Raw genomic sequence first — 23,952 nt, 5'->3', positions numbered from 1 at the left:
GTGCATCGGCACGGCGCTCATCTACAAGGCAGACTTGTTATAGGATCAAGCCTTACGGGCAATTAGTATCAGTTAGCTGAACGCATTACTGCGCTTACACACCTGACCTATCAACGTCCTGGTCTCGAACGACCCTTCAAGGGGATCTAGTCCCCAGGGATATCTCATCTTAAGGCGAGTTTCCCGCTTAGATGCTTTCAGCGGTTATCTCTTCCGAACATAGCTACCCGGCGATGCCACTGGCGTGACAACCGGTACACCAGAGGTTCGTCCACTCCGGTCCTCTCGTACTAGGAGCAGCCCCCTTCAAATATCCAACGCCCACGGCAGATAGGGACCAAACTGTCTCACGACGTTTTAAACCCAGCTCACGTACCTCTTTAAATGGCGAACAGCCATACCCTTGGGACCGGCTACAGCCCCAGGATGAGATGAGCCGACATCGAGGTGCCAAACACCGCCGTCGATATGAACTCTTGGGCGGTATCAGCCTGTTATCCCCAGAGTACCTTTTATCCGTTGAGCGATGGCCCTTCCATACAGAACCACCGGATCACTATGACCTGCTTTCGCACCTGCTCGACTTGTCGGTCTCGCAGTTAAGCACGCTTATGCCATTGCACTATCAGCACGATTTCCGACCGTACCTAGCGTACCTTCGTACTCCTCCGTTACGCTTTGGGAGGAGACCGCCCCAGTCAAACTGCCTACCATGCACTGTCCCCGACCCGGATCACGGGCCAAGGTTAGAACCTCAAACAAACCAGGGTGGTATTTCAAGGACGGCTCCACCGAAACTAGCGTTCCGGTTTCATAGCCTCCCACCTATCCTACACAGATCGGTTCAAAGTCCAATGCAAAGCTACAGTAAAGGTTCATGGGGTCTTTCCGTCTAGCCGCGGGTAGATTGCATCATCACAAACACTTCAACTTCGCTGAGTCTCGGGAGGAGACAGTGTGGCCATCGTTACGCCATTCGTGCAGGTCGGAACTTACCCGACAAGGAATTTCGCTACCTTAGGACCGTTATAGTTACGGCCGCCGTTTACCGGGACTTCAATCAAGAGCTTGCACCCCATCATTTAATCTTCCGGCACCGGGCAGGCGTCACACCCTATACGTCCACTTTCGTGTTTGCAGAGTGCTGTGTTTTTATTAAACAGTCGCAGCCACCAGTTTATTGCAACCCCTTCACCCTTTGCCCGCAGGGGCATCAAGCTACAAGGGCGTACCTTATCCCGAAGTTACGGTACCAATTTGCCGAGTTCCTTCTCCCGAGTTCTCTCAAGCGCCTTAGAATACTCATCTCGCCCACCTGTGTCGGTTTGCGGTACGGTCATCGTTAGACTGAAGCTTAGAGGCTTTTCTTGGAACCACTTCCAATTGCTTCGCTCCCGAAGGAGCTCGCGCCACACCCTTGAATCCCGCGCCCGGATTTGCCTAAGCGCCTTCTCCAATGCAGCGACCGGGACTTCCAACACCCGGACAACCTTCCGCGATCCGTCCCCCCATCGCATCTAACAATGGTGCAGGAATATTGACCTGCTTCCCATCAGCTACGCATTTCTGCCTCGCCTTAGGGGCCGACTCACCCTACGCCGATGAACGTTGCGTAGGAAACCTTGGGCTTACGGCGAGGGGGCCTTTCACCCCCTTTATCGCTACTCATGTCAGCATTCGCACTTCCGATACCTCCAGCACGCTTTTCAACGCACCTTCGCAGGCTTACGGAACGCTCTCCTACCATGCGAGCATAGCTCGCATCCGCAGCTTCGGTATATAGCTTAGCCCCGTTACATCTTCCGCGCAGGACGACTCGATCAGTGAGCTATTACGCTTTCTTTAAAGGGTGGCTGCTTCTAAGCCAACCTCCTGACTGTTTTAGCCTTCCCACTTCGTTTCCCACTTAGCTATATTTGGGGACCTTAGCTGGCGGTCTGGGTTGTTTCCCTCTTGACACCGGACGTTAGCACCCGATGTCTGTCTCCCGTGATTGCACTCTTCGGTATTCGGAGTTTGCTATGGCGGGGTAATCCGCAATGGACCCCCCAACCATGACAGTGCTCTACCCCCGAAGGTGAGACACGAGGCACTACCTAAATAGTTTTCGGAGAGAACCAGCTATTTCCAAGTTTGTTTAGCCTTTCACCCCTATCCACAGCTCATCCCCTAACTTTTCAACGTTAGTGGGTTCGGACCTCCAGTACGTGTTACCGCACCTTCATCCTGGCCATGGATAGATCACTTGGTTTCGGGTCTACGCCCAGCAACTGAACGCCCTATTCGGACTCGCTTTCGCTACGCCTGCCCTATACGGTTAAGCTTGCTACTGAACGTAAGTCGCTGACCCATTATACAAAAGGTACGCCGTCACCCCTTGCGAGGCTCCGACTGTTTGTATGCATGCGGTTTCAGGATCTATTTCACTCCCCTCCCGGGGTTCTTTTCACCTTTCCCTCACGGTACTGGTTCACTATCGGTCGATCACGAGTATTTAGCCTTGGAGGATGGTCCCCCCATCTTCAGACAGGATTTCACGTGTCCCGCCCTACTTGTCGTACACTTAGTTCTTTCATACTGTTTTCGCCTACGGGGCTATCACCCGCTATGGCCGCACTTTCCAGAGCGTTCGGCTAACAATACAAATAAAGAGTACAAGGCTCATCCCATTTCGCTCGCCACTACTTTGGGAATCTCGGTTGATTTCTTTTCCTGCGGTTACTTAGATGTTTCAGTTCACCGCGTTCGCTTCACATGGCCTATGTATTCAGCCATGGATACTCCAAAAGGAGTGGGTTTCCCCATTCGGACATCTACGGATCAAAGCTCGTTTGCCAGCTCCCCGTAGCTTTTCGCAGGCTACCGCGTCCTTCATCGCCTGTGATCGCCAAGGCATCCACCACATGCACTTGTTCGCTTGACCCTATAACGAGTCTGTCTCATCTTTCGACGCTACAGTCGCTACAGGTTGAGTTCTCGCATTTGTGCCGTATTCCAATTGAGCCGAACATGAAGTTCGAATCATCTTGAGATACATCGATACAATCACAACCCGGATAGTTTCCACGTCCATCTCATAGACGCTTCCGCTATCCAAATTACTTACTTCTTCCAGATTGTTAAAGAACGACAGCCGATATGGTTTTCACTCATATCACTCTGACTGGCTCAATCGCCAATGCAAAATTCTCGGTTCAGTGTCTGAACCAAGCACTTAGCGTTGGTGATTGGTGGAGGCAGACGGGATCGAACCGACGACCCCCTGCTTGCAAAGCAGGTGCTCTCCCAGCTGAGCTATGCCCCCATATATACAGAGACTTCCTCAGGTTACTTACGCCAGACAACTTGGTGGGTCTGGTTGGATTCGAACCAACGACCCCCGCCTTATCAAGACGGTGCTCTAACCAACTGAGCTACAGACCCCTGAGTCTGTCTTAATTTACAGCCGATAAGCGTGAGCGCTCAACTTCGCGAGATAGCTCTAGAAAGGAGGTGATCCAGCCGCACCTTCCGATACGGCTACCTTGTTACGACTTCACCCCAGTCATGAATCCTACCGTGGTGACCGTCCTCCTTGCGGTTAGACTAGCCACTTCTGGTAAAACCCACTCCCATGGTGTGACGGGCGGTGTGTACAAGACCCGGGAACGTATTCACCGCGGCATGCTGATCCGCGATTACTAGCGATTCCAGCTTCACGCACTCGAGTTGCAGAGTGCGATCCGGACTACGATCGGTTTTCTGGGATTAGCTCCCCCTCGCGGGTTGGCAACCCTCTGTTCCGACCATTGTATGACGTGTGAAGCCCTACCCATAAGGGCCATGAGGACTTGACGTCATCCCCACCTTCCTCCGGTTTGTCACCGGCAGTCTCCTTAGAGTGCTCTTGCGTAGCAACTAAGGACAAGGGTTGCGCTCGTTGCGGGACTTAACCCAACATCTCACGACACGAGCTGACGACAGCCATGCAGCACCTGTGTATCGGTTCTCTTTCGAGCACTCCCACCTCTCAGCAGGATTCCGACCATGTCAAGGGTAGGTAAGGTTTTTCGCGTTGCATCGAATTAATCCACATCATCCACCGCTTGTGCGGGTCCCCGTCAATTCCTTTGAGTTTTAATCTTGCGACCGTACTCCCCAGGCGGTCAACTTCACGCGTTAGCTACGTTACTAAGGAAATGAATCCCCAACAACTAGTTGACATCGTTTAGGGCGTGGACTACCAGGGTATCTAATCCTGTTTGCTCCCCACGCTTTCGTGCATGAGCGTCAGTATTGGCCCAGGGGGCTGCCTTCGCCATCGGTATTCCTCCACATCTCTACGCATTTCACTGCTACACGTGGAATTCTACCCCCCTCTGCCATACTCTAGCTTGCCAGTCACCAATGCAGTTCCCAGGTTGAGCCCGGGGATTTCACATCGGTCTTAACAAACCGCCTGCGCACGCTTTACGCCCAGTAATTCCGATTAACGCTCGCACCCTACGTATTACCGCGGCTGCTGGCACGTAGTTAGCCGGTGCTTATTCTTCCGGTACCGTCATCCCCCCGCCGTATTAGGGCAGAGGTTTTCTTTCCGGACAAAAGTGCTTTACAACCCGAAGGCCTTCTTCACACACGCGGCATTGCTGGATCAGGCTTTCGCCCATTGTCCAAAATTCCCCACTGCTGCCTCCCGTAGGAGTCTGGGCCGTGTCTCAGTCCCAGTGTGGCTGGTCGTCCTCTCAGACCAGCTACTGATCGTCGCCTTGGTAGGCCTTTACCCCACCAACTAGCTAATCAGCCATCGGCCAACCCTATAGCGCGAGGCCCGAAGGTCCCCCGCTTTCATCCGTAGATCGTATGCGGTATTAATCCGGCTTTCGCCGGGCTATCCCCCACTACAGGACATGTTCCGATGTATTACTCACCCGTTCGCCACTCGCCACCAGGTGCAAGCACCCGTGCTGCCGTTCGACTTGCATGTGTAAGGCATGCCGCCAGCGTTCAATCTGAGCCAGGATCAAACTCTTCAGTTTAAACCTGTTACTGTTTTCGGTTCAGTTAAGAACCGGTCGCTCACTCAAAGCTGACAGGAACATGAATTGCTTCATGAACCTGACTTACTTTAGTGTGAGACTCTTGATACTTTCGCTATCTGATCCGAAGATCAGCTCGCTTCCATCAAGCGCCCACACTTATCGGCTGTTAATTTTTAAAGAGCATGTCTGCGAGAACCGTTTCGTTTCTCAGCAGCGCTGCGTTTTCAGCAGCAGAGAAGCGAGATTATGAACCGTGTTTCGCAGATCGTCAACAACTTTTTAACTGCTTCGTTGCGACTGCGGGGTCCATCTTCCTGCGTCAGCCGTGCGCCCCAACCGCTGCACACCACCGACTTCGCTTCCCCTCTTCCGCGCCGCGTTTCCGTTAGCGCGAAAGAGGCGTGATTGTAGGCAGCCATCGAGAGATGCGCAAGGGGTTTCCCGAAAAAATTTAAGGCCCCGCACGCTGCCGAGTGCGGGGCCTTAAATAGAAGCAACCGAACCGTCAGGCCGCGCGCACCTGGCGCTCGACGATCTCCATATAGTGATCGAGATCCGGCGTCGCCTTTCCTTCTTCCTTCGCCGTATCGTCCCAGCGGCGCAGGCGCAGCGCGTCCTCCGCGAACGGGCGCTGCAGGAACGCCGCCGTCTCCTCTTCACTGAAGATGCCGCCCTGCAGCGCGAGGCTGCGCACCGAGTCCGGCGACAGGCTCTCGAAGTAGCCGGCGTCCGTGCGGCACAGGCAGCGCTTCGCGTCGACGTGCAACCGGATCGGTTCCAGCACCGCATCGGAAAACAGCGGCCGCAGGAACGGCAGCACGTAATACTGATGCAGATCGTCGATCCCGCGCGCGCTCGGCGTCTCTCCCTGGCGATTCAGCAGATGCCCGAGGTCATGCAGGAACGCCGCCGCGACCAGCGCTTCGCCGGCCCCCGCCGCCTCCGCCAGCAATCCGCTCTGCAGCGCATGCTCGAGCTGGGTCACGGGCTCCCCGCTGTAGGCCACATGACCATGCTCGCGATACAGCCCGTGGATCTGTTCAACCGTCAATGCCATTCGTTCACTCCCAAGGCAGCGAAAACGTCTTCAGGTTCGTAAAGCTCTTCATCGCCTCCTGAACGCCTTCCTTGTAACCGAGCCCCGAATCCTTGATCCCGCCGAACGGCGACAGCTCGATCCGGTAACCGGGCACCTCCCACACATTCACGGTGCCGACGTTCAGCTCGTTCACGAACCGCACGACCGCCGCCGCACTGTCCGTACAGACACCCGACGACAGCCCGAACGCCGTCCCGTTGCTGATCCGGATCGCGTCGTCGATCGTGTCGAACGCAATGACAGGCGACACGGGACCAAACGTCTCCTCGCGCACGATCGTCATCGACGGATCGACGTTGTCGAGCACGGTCGGCGCATAAAGCGCGCCGCGTCGCACGTTGCCGGTCAGCAGGCGTGCGCCCTGCGCGACCGCCTCTCCGACCCGCGCCTCGAACAGCCGCGCCGCCGCCTCGTCGATCACCGTGCCCATTTCGTTCGCGGGATCGAACGGATCGCCGTACTTCCATGCGCGCGTCTTCTCGACGAGCAACTCGGTGAAGGCGGGCGCGATCGAGCGCTGCACCAGCAGCCGCTTGACGGCCGTGCACCGCTGGCCCGAATTCCGATACGAGCCGAGCACCGCCAGCGACGCCGCGCGTTCGAGATCGGCGTCTTCGAGGACGATCAGCGGATCGTTGCCGCCCAGTTCCAGCACGATGCGGCGGTAGCCGGCCCGCGCGGCAATCGCCTTGCCGATCGCCACGCCGCCCGTAAACGTAATCAGCGACGCATGCGGATGCGTGACGAGCTCGTCAGCGATCTCGCGCGGATCGCCGGTCAGCACCTGCAGCATCGGCTCAGGCAGCCCGGCCTCGACCAGCAGATCGGCCAGATAGAACGCCGACAGCGGCACCTTCTCAGACGGCTTCACGATCACGCGGTTGTTGGTCGCGATCGCCGGCGCGATCTTGTGCGCAACCTGGTTCATCGGATGATTGAACGGCGTGATCGCAACGATCACACCGTCGAGCGGCTGCCGCTGCGAGAACACGCGCCGCGCCTTGCCGTGGGGCGTCAGGTCGCACGAGAAACTTTGCGCGTCGTCCCGCAGCGCCTCGATTGCCGCGAACTTCAGCACGTCGGCAACGCGGCCGATCTCGTAGCGCGAATCCTGTTTCGACAGCCCCGACTCGAGCGTGATCAGGTCGGACGCTTCCTCGGTGCGCTCGCGCAGCAGCGCGGCCGCACGTTCGAGGATCTGCGAGCGCTCGTAGCGCGTGAGCGTCGGCCGGTACGCCATCGCGTAATCGAATGCCGCGCGCACGTCGTCGACGCTGGCAAGCGGCGCGGTGCCGACGCGCATGCCCGAGTACGGGTCCGTGACGTCGAGGGTGCGCTCGCGCACCGCGCGCGTGCCGCACCAGCGCAACGCCTCCGCGCGAAACGCCGGGTGATCCTGTCGGGGATGAGCCATCATGTCGCGATCCGGTTCAGCACGAAATCGAACACGTCGAAGTTCCGCGGGCGACGTGCGGGATCGTCCCGCTCGATACGGCGATTGAACAGCAGCGGTACTTCCTGTTCCGACACGCCGCCATGCGAACGCAGCGGCACCGTGAGGCCGGACAGATCGTGTTCGCGCTCGCGCGTGCCGAGCGTCATGTCACGACGGCCGATCACGACGAGATCGCCGATCCGGTCGGCCGGCAGTTCGAAGCGCGCGGCGGCTTCCGCGTTATCGAGCACGAGCTCGACGCCGTCGAGCCCGCCCACGCGCCACATCGCCTCGGTGCGGTCGACGCCCGGCGCCAGATAGATCGTCGCAAACGAGCCGAGCGCGCCGTGGTGCACGACGTACGGATCGGTAATCGGCAGGATCACGCGCGCAGCCTGCGCGCCGTACCAGCCGTCGAACGCATCCTGCAGATAGATCACGTTCGGCCGGCCGGTCGCGGGATCGTGCTTCGCGTTCATCCCGTGATCGGCCGTGAGCCCGATCGCCCAGCCGAGCGCGTCGAGCTGCGCGAGGTAACCGTCCATCATCGCGTAGAACGCGTTCGCGCCGGCACTGCCGGGCTCGCACTTGTGCTGCACGTAGTCGGTGGTCGACAGGTACATCAGGTCGACCTGCCGTGTCTGCGCGAGCCGCACGCCGGCCGCGAACACGAATTCGGACAATGCCGCGCTGTAAACATCCGGCGACGGCAGGCCGACCCAGTCGAGCACGTCGACGATCCCGTTTTCCGCGAGATTCGCCTGCGCAGCCTTCTCGGCGGAAAAGCAGATGCCGTTCAGTTGCCAGCCGAGCAGCCGGCGCAGCTTGTCCTTCGCCGTCACGACGGCCACCCGCGCGCCGGCGTCGGACGCCGCCGCGAGCAGCGTGCCGGCGCGCAGATAGGCCGGGTCGTTCATCATGACTTCGGCGCCGCGCCCGCCGTCGGCGGTGGCGTCCCAGAAGTAGTTGCCGCAGATCCCGTGGACCGACGGCGGCACGCCGCAGACGATCGACAGGTTGTTCGGGTTGGTGAAGGTCGGCACGACGCAATCGGCGCGCCAGGCCGTGCCTTCCGCGATCATCCGGCCGATGAACGGCGCGACGCCCGCTTCCACCGCCCGTTCGAGATAGTCGTACTCGCAGCCGTCGACGCAGACGACGACGGTCGGCTCGACCGGCAGCCGGTAGCGCCGGCCGTTGACGTCGACGGAGCGTCCCGCGAGATCCGTCGAGGCCTTGCCCGGCACGGGGTGCTCGCCGGGCAGCCGCAATGCGAACGCGGCGTTCATGATGCCGCCCGCTTGCCGCGCGGCACGCGCGCGGCGATCAGCAGCAGCGCCGCGAGCGACGCGCCGAGCATCAGCAGCGACAGCGCCGAGGCCGGGAGGTAGTAGCCGCGCTCCACCTGGCCGATCACGACGATCGGCACGGTCGCGAAGCCGGGCGGATAAACCGTCAGCGTCGCGCCGAGCTCGCCGAGCGACAGCGCGAAGCCGAGTGCGAGGCTCGCGCGCAGCGCCGGCACGAGCTGCGGCAGCAGCACGCGGCGCAGCACCATCGCGGGCGGCGCGCCGAGGCTTGCCGCGGCTTCGCGCAGCACGGTCAGCTCCGGACGCAGCGCGGCAGCCGCGCAGCGATAGCAGAACGGCAAAATCAGCGCGAGCTGCACGAGCACGACGATCGCCGCCGAGCTCGACAGGTCGACCGGCTTCTGGTGATACGCGATCAGCACCGCGAGCCCGAGCACGACGCTCGGCACGCCGTTCGGCACCATCACGAGCGCATCGACGACCGCGCCGAGGCCGCGCCGGTCGCGCCCTTCGAGCGCGAGCGCGAGCCACAGCCCGAGGATCGTGCCGATCGCCGACACGCCGAAGCCGATCTCGAGGCTCGTCAGCAGCGCGTCGTATTCGGGCGACCCGAGCCGCTCGAACCAGCGCAGGCTGTAGCCGGCCGGCAAAATCGTGCCCGACCACTGCGTCGCCACGCTTGACAGCGCGACGACGACGACGGGCAGCACGAACAGCCAGAAGCATGCGAATGCGGCCAGCGCGAGCGCCGCGCGCGACGCATGCTTGAGCAGCGCGTCGCTCCAGCCGATCTGGTGGCGCGGCACGGCCTGCCCGATACGGAATTCAGCGGACATCGTTCCCTCCCGTCGCACGCCGGTTCACCCGGCGATAAACCGCATACAGCGCCAGCGACAGCGCAAGCATCACGACCGCGCCGGCCGACGCGGTCGGCAAGTCGAGATCGACGGTCGCGCTGCTGTAGATCGCGACCGGCAGCGTCACGAGCCGCGCGCTGCCGAGCACCAGCAGGATCCCGAACTCGTTCAGCGTCAACAGGAAACACAGCACGGTGCCGGCGGCGATGCCCGGCCACGCGATCGGCAGCACGACGCGGCGCGCGAGCATCCAGCCGGGCGCGCCGAGGCTGCGCGCGGCTTCGATCAGCCGCAGGTCGAGCGTCGCGAACGACGCGAGCGTCGGCCGCACGACGAACGGCGTATAGAACACGGTCTGCGCGAGAATCACGCCGCCGATGCCGAACAGGAAATCGAGCGGCGGATTCTCGAGATGGAACAGGTGCTGCAGCGCGATGCTGATCGAGCCTTGCGAGCCGTACAGGAAGATCAGCGTGAACGCGACGAGGAACGACGGAAACGCGACGTACAGTTCCAGGAAGCGCGTGACGAGCGACGCGCCCGGAAACGGCTTGAAGAACAGCAGCGCGGCCAGCAGCACGCCGAGCACCGACGCGGTGCCGGCGCTGGTGAACAGCACGCCGAGCGTCGTCAGCAGCACGTTGCGCGTGTCGGGGTTGCCGAAGAACGTCCGGTACGCGGCAAAACTCAGCCCGTGATCGCCCGACACGCTCAGCAGCACAAGCCGCACCAGCGGATAGACGACGAGCGGGCCCAGCACGACGATCGCGAGTGCGGCCAGGTGCAGGTCGCCCATGCGCTTGCGGCGCCGCGCGACGGCGGCATGCGCGGCGGCCGACGCGAGCACGTGCGGCGGCAGGCCGGCGTCAGGGCTCGATAAGGATGACATCGTCTGCCTCGCAATGCAGGGAAACGCGCGCACCGCGCTCGGGGGCCGCGCCGCGGCCGCGTTGCATCGTGACGCGCACGGGTTCTTCAGGCGCCGCGTCGATCACGACCGCGATCGACAGGTCCGCGCCCTGCCATTCGACGGACGACACCGTGCCGTGCAGGCCGCCCGCAGCGGGCGGCATCACGGTCAGGCGCTCGGGGCGCACGCACGCGACCTTGCCGCGCACTTCGTGGCGCGGATCGCCGAGCGGGAAGATCACATGCGGCGGCAGCAGGTTCGCCGGGCCGAGATAGCGGGCGACGTAGCCGTCCTGCGGCGCGTCGTACAACTGCTGCGGCGTGCCGAGTTGCGCGATGCGGCCGTCGCGCATCAGCAGCGCGCGGTCGGACAGCACGAGCGCGTCGTCGCGGTCGTGCGTCACGCAGACGACGGTCAGGTTCGGCAGGCGCTCGTGCAGCGCCTTCAGTTCGCTGCGCACCGACGCGCGCAGGTTGGCGTCGAGCGCCGACAGCGGCTCGTCGAGCAACAGCACGTCCGGCTCGATCACGAGCGCGCGGGCCAGCGCGACGCGCTGCTGCATCCCGCCCGACAGTTGCGCGGGCAGGTGGTGGCCCGCATCGCCGAGTTGCACGAGCTTCAACGCGTCGGCGACGCGTCGCGTCACTTCCGACGACGCCATGCCGCGCGCGCGCAGCCCGAATGCGACGTTCTCGAACACCGACAGGTGCGGGAACAGCGCGTAATTCTGGAACAGCAGACCGAGATTGCGCTTGTGCGGCGGCGCATAGGTCAGGTCACGTCCGGCAACGGTCAGCGTGCCGGTCAGGCCGTCGGCCTTCACGAACCCGGCGATGAAGCGCAGCAGCGTGGTCTTGCCGCAGCCGCTCTTGCCGAGCACGGTCAGAAATTCACCGGCGCCGATCGACAGCGACAGATCTTCCAGCACCGTGCGTGCGCCGTAGCGCACGCCCAGGTGCTCGATCTGCACGCCGCCCGGCGCGCCGGACCGCAGCGTCGCGTGCGGTTCGGCGGCGCCGAATGCGCCGGGATGGGTCAGGGTGGTTTCCACCGGGTTCATCCTCTTGCTCACTAATACAGGCGGCGCGCGCCGATCACTTCGGCTTGACGACGTCGAGCTGCTTGCCCGAGCTGCCGATCACGTCCTTCTTCCAGCGCTCGATCCACACCGGCTTCTTCGCCATCACCTGGTTCCAGTCGACCGGGATCAGCTTCACGCCCGCGATCGCCTTCTTGACCGCCTCGCCGTTCTTGCCGGCCAGCGGCACGTCCGTGCGGCCCGGGATGCCGTACATGTCCGGAACCTTCGACTGCACTTCCGTCGACATCAGATAGTCGATCAGCTTCTTGCCGACGTCCTGGTTCGGGCCGCTCTTGATCAGGCCGATGCCGTACGGGAGCTGGAACGTGGTCGGCTGGTCGCCTGCCTTCGCTGCGAGGAAGATCGGCTTGACGGACAGCGCGCCGTGCTCGGCGTCGTCGAGATCCATCTGCAGGTCGCCGTTCGCGACGCTGATCTCGTTACGCGACAGCAGCACGTTCAGGTAGCCCGTGCCCTTCGTGTGGAACTTCACACTCTGCGACAGCTTCGCGAGGTAGTCGAACGCCTTGTCCTCGCCCATCAGCGTGGTCGTCAGGATCAGCACGGCCATCCCGTCGCCGGCGGTCGCCGGGTTCGAGTACGCGACCTTGCCGGCGTAGCTCGGCGACAGCAGGTCGGCGAACGTCTTCGGCTGGTTCTTCACGACGTCCGGGTTGATCGCGAACGAGAAGTAGTTGTTCACGAACGTCGCCCACGTGCCGTCCTCGGCCTTCGCGATCGCCGGCACGTTCTTGTAGTTCACGCTCTGGTACGGCTGCAGCAGGCCCATCTGGCCGGCCTGCTGGATGAACGGCGGCAGCGTGACGATCACGTCGGCCTTCGGGGAATTCTTCTCGATGTTCGCGCGGTTGACGACCTCGCCGCTGCCCGCCGTCACGATGTTGACCTTGACGCCTTCCTTCTTCTCGAAGGCCGGCAGCACATCGCGATAGAGGTTCTCGAGACCGTCCGCCGTATACAGCACGACCGCGTTTGCCGCGTGCGCCGGCATCGCGGCGCCTTGCAGCAGACCGGCGGCGCAGGCGGCCAGCGCGAGCTTGCGGAACGCGCCGGCAGCGGCGCGCGAGGAATTCTGCAGTGTCATCTCACTTCTCCGTAGGCGGAACACCAAACGGCCGGCGCACAATCCGGCTCCTGTTTTATCTCCGGGCAGGCCGGTCAACGGCCCGCCTCGCCGCCGCGCTGCGGTTGGTTTCGCGCGGCAACCGAAGGATCACAGCGTTCGGTGACAAACCCGTGACGAGTGCCACAATTTCCAAAAAATGACACATTTTGCCACTATCATGCAAGTCATTGCAGAAATGCCGCCCGGCGTTTCGTTCGCGCTTCGCTGGAGAAAAAACATGCCCGATCCGATCCTGCTCACGCCCGGCCCGCTCACCACGTCCGCCACAACTCGCCACGCAATGCAACATGACTGGGGGTCGTGGGACGCGGCTTTCAACCAGTTGACGGCCAGCGTCTGTGCGGATCTCGTGACCATCGCGCGCGGCGGCGACGAGTATGTGTGCGTGCCGATGCAGGGCAGCGGCACGTTCTCGGTCGAAGCCGCGCTCGGCACGCTGGTGCCGCGCGACGGCGTCGTACTCGTGCCCGACAACGGCGCGTATTGCACGCGCATCCTGAAGATCCTCGGCCGGCTCGACATCGACGCGATCGCGTTGCCGTTCGGCGAGGACGCGGCCGTCGACGCGGCAGCGGTCGAGGCCGCGTTCGCCCGTGAGCCGCGCATCACGCACGTCGCGCTCGTGCACCTGGAGACGAGCGCCGGCATCCTGAATCCACTCGACGCGATCGCGGCCGTGTGCCGGCGGCACGGCAAGCGGCTGATCGTCGACGCGATGAGTTCGTTCGGCGCGCTGCCGATCGCGCTGGCGGACAGCGGCATCGACGCGCTGATCTCGGCGAGCGGCAAATGCCTGGAAGGCGTGCCGGGGATGGGTTTCGCGATCGTGCGGCGCGACGCGCTCGACTCGAGCGAAGGCAACTCGCCGTCGCTCGCGCTCGATCTCCAAGATCAGTACGCGTACCTGCGCAAGACGGGCCAGTGGCGCTTCACGCCGCCGACGCATGTGATCGCCGCGCTGCGCGCCGCGCTCGACCAGTACCTCGCCGAAGGCGGCCAGCCCGCGCGCGGCGCGCGCTATCTGGACAACTGCCGGACGCTGGTCGAATCGATGCGCGCGCTCGGCTTCGCGCCGTTCCTCGACGCGAGCGTGCAGGCGCCGGTGATCGTCACGTTCCACGCGCCCGATCATCCGGCCTACGATTTCCGCCGCTTCTACGACGCGGTGCGCCATGCGGGCTTCATCCTGTATCCAGGCAAGCTCACGCAGCTCGAGACGTTCCGCGTCGGCTGCATCGGCGCGATCGATGCCAACGACATCCGGCGCGCGGTCGCAGCGATCGCGCAGGCGGTCGAATCGCTCGGCATCGCCGTGCAGCGCGCGTAACGCAGCACATCGACCGGCTCAAAAACAAAAAAGCCCGGCGGCCAACCGGCCGCCGGGCGAACGCACGAGATGTGCGTGGAGCCGATGCTTACAGCTCGATCCGCTTGATGTCGCCGACGACGAAGATGTACGACAGCGCGCCGATCAGCGCGATCACGCCGATGAACACGAGCGCGCCGACGAACGACCCGGTCGACGCAACGATGAAGCCGACGACGAGCGGCGTGATGATGCCGGCCAGGTTCGCCGCGAAGTTGAAGATGCCGCCCGTCACGCCGAGCAGGCCGTCCGGCGCGATGTCCGACACGAGCGTCCAGCCGAGCGCGGCCATCCCCTGCGCGAAGAATGCGACCGACAGGATCGCGATCACGGCCTCGTTGCTCTGCACGTAGTTCGCGAGAATGATCGTCGATGCGAGCAGCAGGCCCGCGATGATCGGCAGCTTGCGCGCAAGGTTCGCGGACTTGCCGCGGCGCAGCAGCCAGTCGGAGAAGATCCCGCCGAACATCACGCCGATCGACGCGGCGATGAACGGCATCACCGCGAAGAAGCCGATCTTCAGCCAGCCCATGTGGCGCTCGGTCGCGAGGTAGGTCGGGAACCAGGTCAGGAAGAACACGAGCGTCGAATTGCCGGCGAACTGGCCGAGGCAGATGCCCGCGAGCTGGCGCTTCTTCAGCAGCTTGCCGGCCATCGCCCAGCTGAATTTCGCCTGATCGGGCTTGTCGTCCTTCTTCGCGGCATGCACGAGACCGCCACCCGCCTCGATGTAGGCGAGTTCTTCCGCATTCGCGCCAGGATGGTTGCGCGGCTCGTGATAGAACTTCCACCAGACCAGGCCGAACACGATGCCGACCGCGCCGACGACCCAGAACAGCGAGCGCCAGCCGAACGCGCCCATCAGCGCGAACAGAACCGGGCTGAAGAACGCGAGGCCGATGTACTCGCCGACGGTATAGGTGCCCGTCGCCATCGCGCGCTCGTTCTGCGGGAACCACGTCGCGACGACGCGGCTGTTGGTCGGGAAGCACGGCGCTTCCGCGACGCCGAGACCGAGGCGGCATGCGAGCAGCGTCCCGACGCCGGGCACGAAGCCCTGCAGGAGCGTGCACAGCGACCACAGCGTCATCGACCAGTAATAGGTGACCTTGCTGCCCAAACGGTCGAGAACCAGGCCGCCGGGCACCTGCGCCGCGACGTACGTCCACGAAAACGCGGAAAACATGATGCCCATCACGGCCGCGTTGATGCCGAGCTCCTTGGTGAGCTGCGGCGCAGCCACCCCCAGCACGGTGCGGTCGAGATAGTTGATCATCGTGCCGATCGCGAGCAGCGCGAGAATCTTGTAGCGCGCCGAGGTGCGCCGGACGGTGCCGGCCGCCTGCGCCGGTCGTGCCGTCGCGGGGTTCGTCTGGGTGGTGTGCTGCATGGTTGTCTCCTGGTCTCGTCTCTTTCTGTCTGAAAAAGGTCAGCGCCCGACGAGCGACTGAAAGTGATCGAACATCCGCTCGGCGTCGGGCGTGCGTCCGGTGAAGATCTCGAACGCGTCGACGGCCTGGTAGACGGCCATCCCGCCGCCCGGCAGCGTGGCGCAGCCGGCCGCGCGCGCGGCGTGGATCAGTTCGGTTTCAAGGGGGAAATACACGATGTCGGCCACCCACATGCCCGCGTGGAGCAGTTCGGCCGGCAGCGGCAGGCCCGGGTGCTTGACCATGCCGGTCGGCGTCGCGTGGATCAGGCCCGTCGCGGCGCGCATCGCAGCCGCGAGATCGCCGCCCTGCACGACCCGTGCCGCGGGAAAGCGCTGCTGCAGTTCGGCCGCGAGCGCGGCGGCACGCGTGCCGTCGACATCGAAAATCGTCAGTTCGGCCGCGCCCATCTGCAGCGCCGCATGTGCGACGGCCGCGCCCGCGCCGCCCGCGCCGAGCTGGACGACGCGTTCGAGCGACGCATCGGGCAGCCCGCGCCGGAACGATTTCGCGAAGCCCGACCAGTCGGTGTTGTGGCCGATCCGCTTGCCGTCCTTGAACAGCACGGTGTTCACTGCGCCGAGCGCGCGGGCGTCGTCCGACAGCGCGTCGAGGTGTTCGATCACGCGCTGCTTGCACGGATGCGTGATGTTCAGGCCCGTGTAGCCCATCTGCTCGGCTGCCGCGAGCAATTGCGGCAGCGCGTCGACGGTCAGGCCGAGCGCATCGAGATCGATACGCCGGTAGACGTAGCCGAATCCCTGGCGGAATCCTTCTTCCTCGTGCATCGCGGGCGACAGCGAACCGCCGATGCCCTGGCCGATCAGGCCGATCAGAAACGACGGGCGGCTCATCGCGCGGCTCCCTGCGCAAACAGGGTCGACAGACGCTGCAGCGCGAACACGTAGCCTTCGGTGCCGCAGCCGCAGATCACGGCTTCGGCAACCGCCGACACATAGGAATGGTGGCGGAACGCCTCGCGGCGATGCACGTTCGAGATATGCACTTCGATCACCGGCTTCGCGATCGCGGAAAGCGCATCGGCCAGCGCCACCGACGTATGCGTATAGGCGGCCGGGTTGATCACGATGCCATGCGTGTCGTGACGCGCGGCATGCAGCCAGTCGATCAGTTGGTGCTCGGCGTTCGACTGACGGAAATCGATCTCCAGCCCGAGTCCCTCCGCCGCCGTGCGGCAGCGCTGTTCGACGTCGGCGAGCGTTTCCGCGCCGTAGATATGGGGCTCGCGCGTCCCCAGCAGATTCAGGTTCGGGCCGTTCAGCACCAGCACCTTGTGCTTGCTCATGGTGATTCTGCTCCTAAAACAGGGGCGGACCGTGGCCGGCTCCGCCCCGATGACATCGGGATTTGGCGCTAGTGTGCACCCGCCCAAGCAGGTTGTCTTTTCGGGTTTTCGCTAATTTGTACCACCTAGTTAGTTTGTATAATCCGTCTCACTTACCCAGTAAATTCGGGATATGGCGTGCGTCGGAAACTCAACGACTGGTTCATTCAGGGCCGGTTCGACCGACGTCATTCCCCGCTCACCCGCAGGATTCGCCCATGAAGCGCTCGATCGCCACCGTGTCACTGTCCGGCACGCTCGCCGAGAAACTCGCCGCCATCCAGGCCGCGGGTTTCGACGGCGTCGAAATCTTCGAAAACGACCTCGTCTACTTCGACGGATCGCCGGCCGACGTCCGGCGCATGGCCGCCGATCTCGGCCTCGACATCGTGCTGTTCCAGCCGTTTCGCGACTTCGAGGGCGTGAGCGCGGCACAGCTCGCACGCAACCTCGATCGCATCAAGCGCAAGTTCGACGTGATGCATGCGCTCGGCACCGACCGCATCCTGGTCTGCAGCAACGTGTCGGCCGATACGATTGCGGACGACGGGCTGCTCGTCGACCAGCTCGGCGCGCTCGCCGAAGCCGCCCGGCAGGCCGGCGTGGTCGCCGCGTACGAAGCGCTCGCGTGGGGCCGCGTCGTGAGCCGGTACGGCCATGCGTGGCAGCTCGTCAATGCCGTGAACAGCCCGCATCTCGGCCTCGCGCTCGACAGCTTCCACACGCTGTCGCTCGACGATTCGCCGGATGCGATCGCCGCAATTCCCGGCGACCGGATCGCGTTCGTGCAGATCGCCGATGCGCCGAAGCTCGCGATGGATGTGCTCGAATGGAGCCGCCACTACCGCTCGTTCCCGGGCCAGGGCGACTTCGACCTCGCGCGCTTCACCGCTCGGGTGATCGAGTCGGGTTATACGGGACCGCTGTCGCTCGAGATCTTCAACGACGGCTTCCGCGCGGCGCCGACCGCGATCACGGCCGCCGACGGCCATCGCTCGCTGCTCTATCTGGAAGAACTGACGCGCGAGCGGCTCGCGCAGGACGGCCGCGCACCGGCCGCCGGCCAGCCGCTGTTCGCGCCGCCGGCGCCGCCCGCGCACGTCGGGTTCCAGTTCATCGAATTCGCGGTCGACGCCCAGGCGGCGGCGACCGTCGGCGAATGGCTCGGCCGGATGCGCTTCCGGCTCGCCGGCCGGCATCGCTCGAAGGACGTGACGCTGTTCCAGCACGGCGCCGCGTCGATCGTGCTGAACGCGGAGCGCGACTCGTTCGCCGATGCGTTCTTCCAGCAGCACGGGCTGTCGCTGTGCGCGTCGGCGTTCCGCGTCGACGACGCGAAAGTGGCATTCGAACGCGCGGCCGGCTTCGGCTACGCGCCGTTCTCCGGGCGCGTCGGGCCGAACGAGCGCGTGCTGCCGAGCGTGCAGGCGCCGGACGGCAGCCTCGAATATTTCGTCGACGAAGCGCCGAACGCGCCGACGCTGTATGAATCGGACTTCGTGCTGACCGACATCGACGGCCCGAGCGAAGTCGGCCCGCTGACGGGCATCGACCATGTGTGCCTCGCACTGCCGGCCGACGCGCTCGACACGTGGATCCTGTTCTTCAAGACGGCGTTCGGCTTCGAGGCCGAACGCAGCTGGCTCGTGCCCGACCCGTACGGGCTGATGCGCAGCCGCGCGGTGCGCAGCGCCGACGGTTCGGTGCGGATCGCGCTGAACGCGTCGGTCGACCGTCACACGGCCGTCGCCGAATCGCTCGACCGCTACCACGGCACGGGGCTGAACCACGTCGCATTCCGCACGGACGACATCGTGAAAACGATCGCCGCGTTCGCGGCCGACGGCGTGCCGTTCCTGCGCATTCCGCCCAACTACTACGACGATCTCGCCGCGCGCTACGCGCTGCCGGACGAACTGATCGACACGCTGAGCGCGCACCACCTGCTGTACGACCGCGACGAGCACGGCGGCGAATTCCTGCACGCTTATACGGAACTGGTCGACAACCGCTTCTCGCTCGAGCTCGTCGAGCGGCGCGGCGGATACGACGGCTACGGCGCGACGAACGCGGCCGTGCGGCTCGCCGCGCAGGCGCAGCGCAGGAAATAACGGAAGGACGCGAAGCGGGGTTTGGGGGCGGGGTCGCATCGCGGCTCGCGGCCCGCGCAAAGGGCCGGATCCGGCGCGCACCATCGCGGTGAATCGCGCGGCTGCGCACCAGCCCGCGCGGCTGGCCGTGATCGGGCCGGGAGCCGCGCTCCGTATGACGTTACATGCGGTAACCCGTACCGCAGCGCAGCATCCCGTCGCAAGCCACGGTTTTAAGAATCGCTTAAGTCTTCATCGGCACCATCCGCAACCAGTACCCGATGGATATCTCGAAAAGGAGGAAAGCGATGAGCGCCGTAGAAGCACCCGCGGGCCGCCCGGCTGCGCCCCCTGCAAAGAAGACGATGCTGCGCCGCCTGCTCAGCCATCATGAAATCGCCACGCTGCTCGTGCTGCTGCATGCACCGATCGGCGCGAACGCCAAACCCGAATTGCCCGCATTGCAGGAAGCCGGCCTCGTCGAGATGGTCAAGCTCGACCCCGATACGGCACCGAGCTTCCGGTTGACCGAAGACGGCACGGCCGTCCTGAAAGGGCTCGGCTACCGCTGAGCCGCCGCTGTTCCGCGCGTTCCTTCCGTTTTACGCCCTGCCCCGTTCATTCGCCGCGTCGGCTCCGCCGGCCGGCCTGTCACGCTGCCCGCTCCTGCAGCATCAACCGGTATTCCGTCGGCGTCACGCCGACCGTCGCCTTGAACTGACGCGTGAACGCGCTGTGATCCGTATAGCCGCATAACGCCGCGACGTCGGTCACCTTGTCGTGCGAGACGAGCAGCGCGGTGGCCGCATCGAGCCGCGTCTTCAGCAGCACCTGGCGCGGCGTCAGGTGGAACACCTTGTGGAAGTAGCGTTCGAGCTGCGCGACCGACATCCCGGCCATCTGCGCAAGATGCTTCAGGTTCAGCGGCTGCACGTAGTGATCCTGGATGTGCTGGACCACGTCGGCGAGCCGGCTGTACGCCGGGTGCGATCCCTCGTGCGCCTTCAGGTCGCGCGAGATGCCCGCGAGGCCGACCACCTGGCCCGCTGCGTCGCGCAGCGGCTCCTTGCAGGTCAGGCACCAGCCCGGCTGGCGGCCCGGATACAGGTGCAGCTCGAGCTGGTCCGTCAGTTGCTGGCCGGCGTTGATCGTCGCCATGTCCTGCTCGAAATAGCTGCGGCCGAAGCGGCGCGGAAACACTTCGTCGGCCGTCTTGCCGAGCAGGTCGCGCTTGTCCTTGAAGCCGCAGCGCATTGCCAGCGTGCGATTGACGAGCGCGTAGCGGCCGTTCGCATCCTTCACGAAGAACGCGACGTCCGGCAGCGCATCGAACACCGGTTCGAGCAGGCGGAAGTGCACGAGCATCGCGCCGAGATCGGCGTTGTCGGGCTGGTGGCGCAACGTATCGGACAGGCTCATGGGCGGTACGGCAAGCAAGGTCGTCATCCCGGCAACCGCAAGGCGAGTGGCAGATGGCGTCGATTATAGGAGCGCCCCTGCAATCGCGTCGCGCCGATCGCAGGGCAGGCAAGCGGGCGGCAACCGGGCGCACCGCGCATTCCGATCGGCCGCCATCGGCCAGCGATATACGTTGTGCGCGCAACCACTGCGATGCGCGTGCGCGGCCGGCTGCGAACCGGCTTCCGCCGCTGCCGGCGTACCGCGTCGATGCACCGGCGACGCGCACCCGAATCCACCATCCTAAAAATGCCGACGTGCCGCGTCTTGGCGCGTTTGCGCATTCGGCGTGACGATTTCAGCATATATCAGGGTTATCGACGATATGCCGATATCGTCGCCGGCCGCGCACCGAACGCGCAAGACGCGCGCATTTTCGCTATCTAGACTTCGCTTCACGGTCACGAGACGATGTCCCGCCGCTGCAGCAATCGGCGCACACGGCCCGCTGCATCCGCCGCTGTGCACGCCGATTCCGGCACAGCCCGGGCAGCGCGCAGCGAGCAGGGTCGGCCCTCGCATCGGCCTGCCGATCGATACGTCTCGCCCGGTTTACCGTCGCCGGCCCGCAAGCCGGCGGCGGCCCAACCACGCCATCAAGGGGAAGTGAAAGTGAAGCTGAAGGTATCGCACGTCGCGCTGGCCGCTGCCTGCGCACTGTCGGGCGCGCACGCCATCGCCGCCGACGTCGTCAAGATCGGTTTCGCCGCACCGCTGACCGGCCCGCAATCGAACTACGGCACGGACATGCAGAAGGGCGTGCAACTCGCGATCGCCGATTTCAACGCGACGCGTCCGACGATCGGCGGCAAGCCCGTCACGTTCCAGCTCGACTCGCAGGACGACCAGGCCGATCCGCGCACGGGCACGACCGTGGCGCAGCGGCTGATCGACGACAACGTCCGCGGGGTCATCGGCCACTTCAACTCGGGCACGAGCATTCCGGCATCCGACCTGTACGATCGCGCGGGGCTGCCGCAGATCTCGATGGCGACGTCGCCGCAATATACGGCGCGCGGCTACAAGACGACCTACCGGTTGCTGACGAGCGACGCGCAAGCGGGCCGCATCGTCGGCATGTACGCGGTGAAGACGCTGCGCTTCAAGCGCATCGCGATCATCGACGACCGCACGGCCTACGGCCAGGGCATCGCCGACGAATTCGCGAAGGCCGTGGAGGCGGCGGGCGGCACGATCGTCAAGCGCGACTTCACGAACGACAAGGCGCTCGACTTCTCCGCGATCCTGACCAACCTGAAAGGCGTCAATCCCGACGCGATCTTCTACGGCGGCGGCGACGCGCAATCGTCGCCGATGATCCGCAAGATGCGCCAGCTCGGGATGAAATCGGCGTTCGTGACGGGCGAGATGTCGCGCTCGCCGACGTTCCTGAAGGTCGGCGGCGAAGCGGCCGAAGGCGCGATCGTCTACATGGGCGGGCTGCCGAAGGAAAAAATGCCGGGCTTCGCCGGCTACGCGGCACGCTACAAGGCGCGCTTCAACGAAGACGTGATCACCTATTCTCCGTACTCGTATGACGGCACGATCGCGCTGCTCACCGCGATGAAGGACGCGAACTCGACCGACCCGAAGGTCTATACGCCGTATCTCGGCAAGGTGTCGATCAAGGGCGTGTCGGCCCCCAGCATCGCGTACGACACGAAGGGCGACCTGAAGGATGCGCCGGTGACGATCTACAAGGTCGAGCACGGCGCGTTCAAGCCGGTCGATACGATCGCCGGCAACTGATACGCGAGACCCTGCCCCGCGCGGCGCGCAAGCGGCTCACCGGCCGCCCGCGCCGCGCGCTTCGGCCTCACGGCCCGAAGCTTTCCTCGGCGCACACCCGCGCTCGCGCATTTCGCGCTCCTGTAGAATCCTCCCACCCGCTTTGACGCTTCGTCTCCGCCGCGCCCCATCCCGGTGCGGTGGTGCGTGTTCCGTGCCCTATCCGGCACTCGGCACGCGGTCGACGACGCATGCCCTGGGTCCATGCCAATAGCGGGCCCTGGAGACGCAGCACCGACAACAACATTCGAAAACCGATCGTCCTGACCATGCAAGCTTCCGAATTGAGCGGCGTGCCTCGCGCCGCCGAACGCGCGCTCACGCGCAGCGACTACAAAACCCTTGGCCTTGCCGCACTCGGCGGCGCTCTCGAGTTCTACGACTTCATCATCTTCGTGTTCTTCGCACCGGCGATAGGACAGCTGTTCTTCCCGCACGACATTCCCGACTGGTTGCGCCAGTTGCAGACGTTCGGCATCTTCGCGGCCGGCTATCTCGCGCGCCCGCTCGGCGGCGTGATCATGGCGCACTTCGGCGACCTGTTCGGCCGCAAGCGGATGTTCACGCTGAGCGTGCTGATGATGTCCGTGCCGACCCTGCTGATGGGCCTGCTGCCGACCTACGATTCGATCGGCATCCTCGCGCCGGTGCTGCTGCTGCTGTTCCGCGTGCTGCAGGGCGCGGCGGTCGGCGGCGAAGTGCCGGGCGCGTGGGTGTTCGTGTCCGAGCATGTGCCGTCGCGCCACATCGGCTATGCATGCGGCACGCTGACCGCGGGCCTGACGGCCGGCATCCTGCTCGGCTCGCTCGTCGCCGCGGGCATCAACAGCCGCTACTCGGGCGCCGAAGTCACCGCGTTCGCGTGGCGCATTCCGTTCCTGCTCGGTGGTGTGTTCGGGCTGTTCTCCGTGTACCTGCGCCGCTGGCTGCACGAAACGCCGGTGTTCGCCGAGATGAAGGCAAAGAAGGCGCTCGCGGCCGAGATTCCGCTGAAGGCCGTGCTGCGCGACCACGGCCGCGCGGTGATCGTGTCGATGCTGCTCACGTGGATGCTGTCGGCCGCGATCGTCGTCGTGATCCTGATGACGCCCGCGCTGCTGCAGAAGCAGTTCCACCTGACGCCCGCGACGACGCTGTTCGCGAACAGCGTCGCGACGCTGTGCCTGACGGCCGGCTGCATCACCGCGGGTTCGCTCGCAGGCCGGATCGGCGCGAAGCGCGTGCTCGGCATCGGCGGCCTCGGGCTGGCCGCGTGCTACTACCTGCTGTTCGTGCAGGTCGCGGCCGACACGTCGACGCTGCCGCTCTACTACGGAATCGCGGGCTTCATGGTCGGCACGATCGGCGCGGTGCCGTTCGTGATGGTCAGGAGCTTTCCTGCCGTGGTGCGCTTCTCGGGCATCTCGTTCTCGTACAACGTCGCCTATGCGATCTTCGGCGGCCTCACGCCGGTGATCGTGTCGCTGATGATGAAGTCGAATCCGCTTGCACCGGTCGTGTATGTCGCGGCGATCTGCGTGCTCGGCGCGATCGCCGTGCAGTTCTCGAAGGATGCGAAGGACGTGAAGGACACGCGCTGAACGCCGGCGCGCGCGCCCGTTCCATGAACAAAGGG

At 64.2% G+C, this 23,952-nt stretch carries 16 protein-coding genes, 2 tRNA genes and 2 rRNA genes; 5 read left to right on the top strand and 15 right to left on the bottom strand.

The window, feature by feature from the left end; all coding sequences use genetic code 11:
• Window positions 1-41: 41 nt before the first annotated feature.
• The 11 genes from CUJ89_RS18490 to phnS form a co-directional block, all read right to left on the bottom strand.
• Window positions 42-2,923, bottom strand: a 23S ribosomal RNA gene (locus CUJ89_RS18490).
• Window positions 2,924-3,228: 305 nt separating this feature from the next.
• A tRNA-Ala gene (locus tag CUJ89_RS18480) sits at window positions 3,229-3,304 on the bottom strand.
• A 42-nt stretch (window positions 3,305-3,346) separates the two neighbouring features.
• Window positions 3,347-3,423: transfer RNA gene (locus tag CUJ89_RS18475), tRNA-Ile, on the bottom strand.
• 62 nt (window positions 3,424-3,485) lie between these two features.
• Window positions 3,486-5,018, bottom strand: a 16S ribosomal RNA gene (locus CUJ89_RS18470).
• The 16S and 23S rRNA genes sit together here with 2 tRNA genes alongside, the layout of an rRNA operon.
• Before the next feature lie 508 nt (window positions 5,019-5,526).
• Window positions 5,527-6,078 (bottom strand): phosphonate degradation HD-domain oxygenase, encoded by a 552-nt coding sequence (locus CUJ89_RS18460; RefSeq protein WP_114178900.1) that lies wholly within the window; start codon window positions 6,076-6,078, stop codon window positions 5,527-5,529.
• Window positions 6,079-6,082: 4 nt separating this feature from the next.
• Window positions 6,083-7,537: a phosphonoacetaldehyde dehydrogenase gene (phnY, locus tag CUJ89_RS18455; RefSeq protein WP_114178898.1), complete on the bottom strand. Its 1,455-nt coding sequence runs from the start codon at window positions 7,535-7,537 to the stop codon at window positions 6,083-6,085.
• Window positions 7,534-8,844, bottom strand: coding sequence for a phosphonoacetate hydrolase (phnA, locus tag CUJ89_RS18450; protein WP_201752366.1), 1,311 nt, complete (start codon window positions 8,842-8,844; stop codon window positions 7,534-7,536). Before phnA ends, phnY begins: the two co-directional genes overlap by 4 nt.
• Entirely contained in the window at window positions 8,841-9,701 is an 861-nt protein-coding gene (gene phnV / locus CUJ89_RS18445) for a 2-aminoethylphosphonate ABC transport system, membrane component PhnV (protein ID WP_069749180.1), read from the bottom strand. The genes phnA and phnV overlap by 4 nt, the downstream gene beginning before the upstream one ends.
• A complete protein-coding gene (gene phnU / locus CUJ89_RS18440) occupies window positions 9,691-10,611 on the bottom strand; it encodes a 2-aminoethylphosphonate ABC transporter permease subunit (protein WP_114178896.1) in 921 nt (306 codons plus the stop codon). The genes phnV and phnU overlap by 11 nt, the downstream gene beginning before the upstream one ends.
• Window positions 10,589-11,692, bottom strand: a complete 1,104-nt coding sequence (gene phnT, locus CUJ89_RS18435; protein ID WP_114178894.1) for a 2-aminoethylphosphonate ABC transport system ATP-binding subunit PhnT — start codon at window positions 11,690-11,692, stop codon at window positions 10,589-10,591. The genes phnU and phnT overlap by 23 nt, the downstream gene beginning before the upstream one ends.
• Before the next feature lie 34 nt (window positions 11,693-11,726).
• Window positions 11,727-12,818 (bottom strand): 2-aminoethylphosphonate ABC transporter substrate-binding protein, encoded by a 1,092-nt coding sequence (gene phnS / locus CUJ89_RS18430; RefSeq protein ID WP_114178892.1) that lies wholly within the window; start codon window positions 12,816-12,818, stop codon window positions 11,727-11,729.
• A gap of 259 nt (window positions 12,819-13,077) precedes the next feature.
• Between phnS and CUJ89_RS18420 the strand changes: the two genes are divergently transcribed.
• Window positions 13,078-14,187, top strand: coding sequence for a 2-aminoethylphosphonate--pyruvate transaminase (locus CUJ89_RS18420; RefSeq protein ID WP_114181438.1), 1,110 nt, complete (start codon window positions 13,078-13,080; stop codon window positions 14,185-14,187).
• Window positions 14,188-14,275: 88 nt separating this feature from the next.
• On the opposite strand, the gene CUJ89_RS18415 is transcribed toward CUJ89_RS18420, so the two are convergent.
• The 3 genes from CUJ89_RS18415 to aroQ are packed head-to-tail and all read right to left on the bottom strand — an operon-like array spanning window position 14,276 to window position 16,962.
• Window positions 14,276-15,616 (bottom strand): MFS transporter, encoded by a 1,341-nt coding sequence (locus tag CUJ89_RS18415; protein ID WP_114178890.1) that lies wholly within the window; start codon window positions 15,614-15,616, stop codon window positions 14,276-14,278.
• Between the two features lie 39 nt (window positions 15,617-15,655).
• Window positions 15,656-16,510 (bottom strand): shikimate dehydrogenase, encoded by an 855-nt coding sequence (locus CUJ89_RS18410; RefSeq protein ID WP_114178888.1) that lies wholly within the window; start codon window positions 16,508-16,510, stop codon window positions 15,656-15,658.
• The gene (aroQ, locus tag CUJ89_RS18405) at window positions 16,507-16,962 is read right to left on the bottom strand and encodes a type II 3-dehydroquinate dehydratase (protein ID WP_059528374.1); all 456 of its coding nucleotides are present in this window, start codon (window positions 16,960-16,962) and stop codon (window positions 16,507-16,509) included. Before aroQ ends, CUJ89_RS18410 begins: the two co-directional genes overlap by 4 nt.
• 257 nt (window positions 16,963-17,219) lie before the next feature.
• On the opposite strand from aroQ, the gene CUJ89_RS18400 reads away from it, so the two are divergent.
• Together CUJ89_RS18400 and CUJ89_RS18395 are read left to right on the top strand one after the other, a co-directional pair.
• Window positions 17,220-19,112: a bifunctional sugar phosphate isomerase/epimerase/4-hydroxyphenylpyruvate dioxygenase family protein gene (locus CUJ89_RS18400; RefSeq protein ID WP_114178887.1), complete on the top strand. Its 1,893-nt coding sequence runs from the start codon at window positions 17,220-17,222 to the stop codon at window positions 19,110-19,112.
• Between the two features lie 287 nt (window positions 19,113-19,399).
• Complete coding sequence (locus CUJ89_RS18395) at window positions 19,400-19,663, top strand: hypothetical protein (RefSeq protein ID WP_006489463.1); 264 nt, start codon at window positions 19,400-19,402, stop codon at window positions 19,661-19,663.
• Window positions 19,664-19,742: 79 nt separating this feature from the next.
• Here CUJ89_RS18395 and CUJ89_RS18390 read toward each other — a convergent pair whose 3' ends face one another.
• Window positions 19,743-20,537: an AraC family transcriptional regulator gene (locus CUJ89_RS18390; protein ID WP_114178886.1), complete on the bottom strand. Its 795-nt coding sequence runs from the start codon at window positions 20,535-20,537 to the stop codon at window positions 19,743-19,745.
• Window positions 20,538-21,161: 624 nt separating this feature from the next.
• On the opposite strand from CUJ89_RS18390, the gene CUJ89_RS18380 reads away from it, so the two are divergent.
• Together CUJ89_RS18380 and CUJ89_RS18375 are read left to right on the top strand one after the other, a co-directional pair.
• A complete protein-coding gene (locus CUJ89_RS18380) occupies window positions 21,162-22,298 on the top strand; it encodes a branched-chain amino acid ABC transporter substrate-binding protein (protein WP_114181437.1) in 1,137 nt (378 codons plus the stop codon).
• 308 nt (window positions 22,299-22,606) lie between these two features.
• Entirely contained in the window at window positions 22,607-23,917 is a 1,311-nt protein-coding gene (locus CUJ89_RS18375; protein ID WP_114178884.1) for an MFS transporter, read from the top strand.
• The last annotated feature ends 35 nt before the right edge of the window (window positions 23,918-23,952 follow it).

Origin of the sequence: Burkholderia pyrrocinia (assembly GCF_003330765.1) — a bacterium.
Classification (GTDB): Bacteria; Pseudomonadota; Gammaproteobacteria; order Burkholderiales; family Burkholderiaceae; genus Burkholderia; species Burkholderia pyrrocinia_B.
The sequence above is the reverse complement of the archived record's forward strand: the minus strand, read 5'-3'. Positions and strand labels throughout refer to the sequence as shown.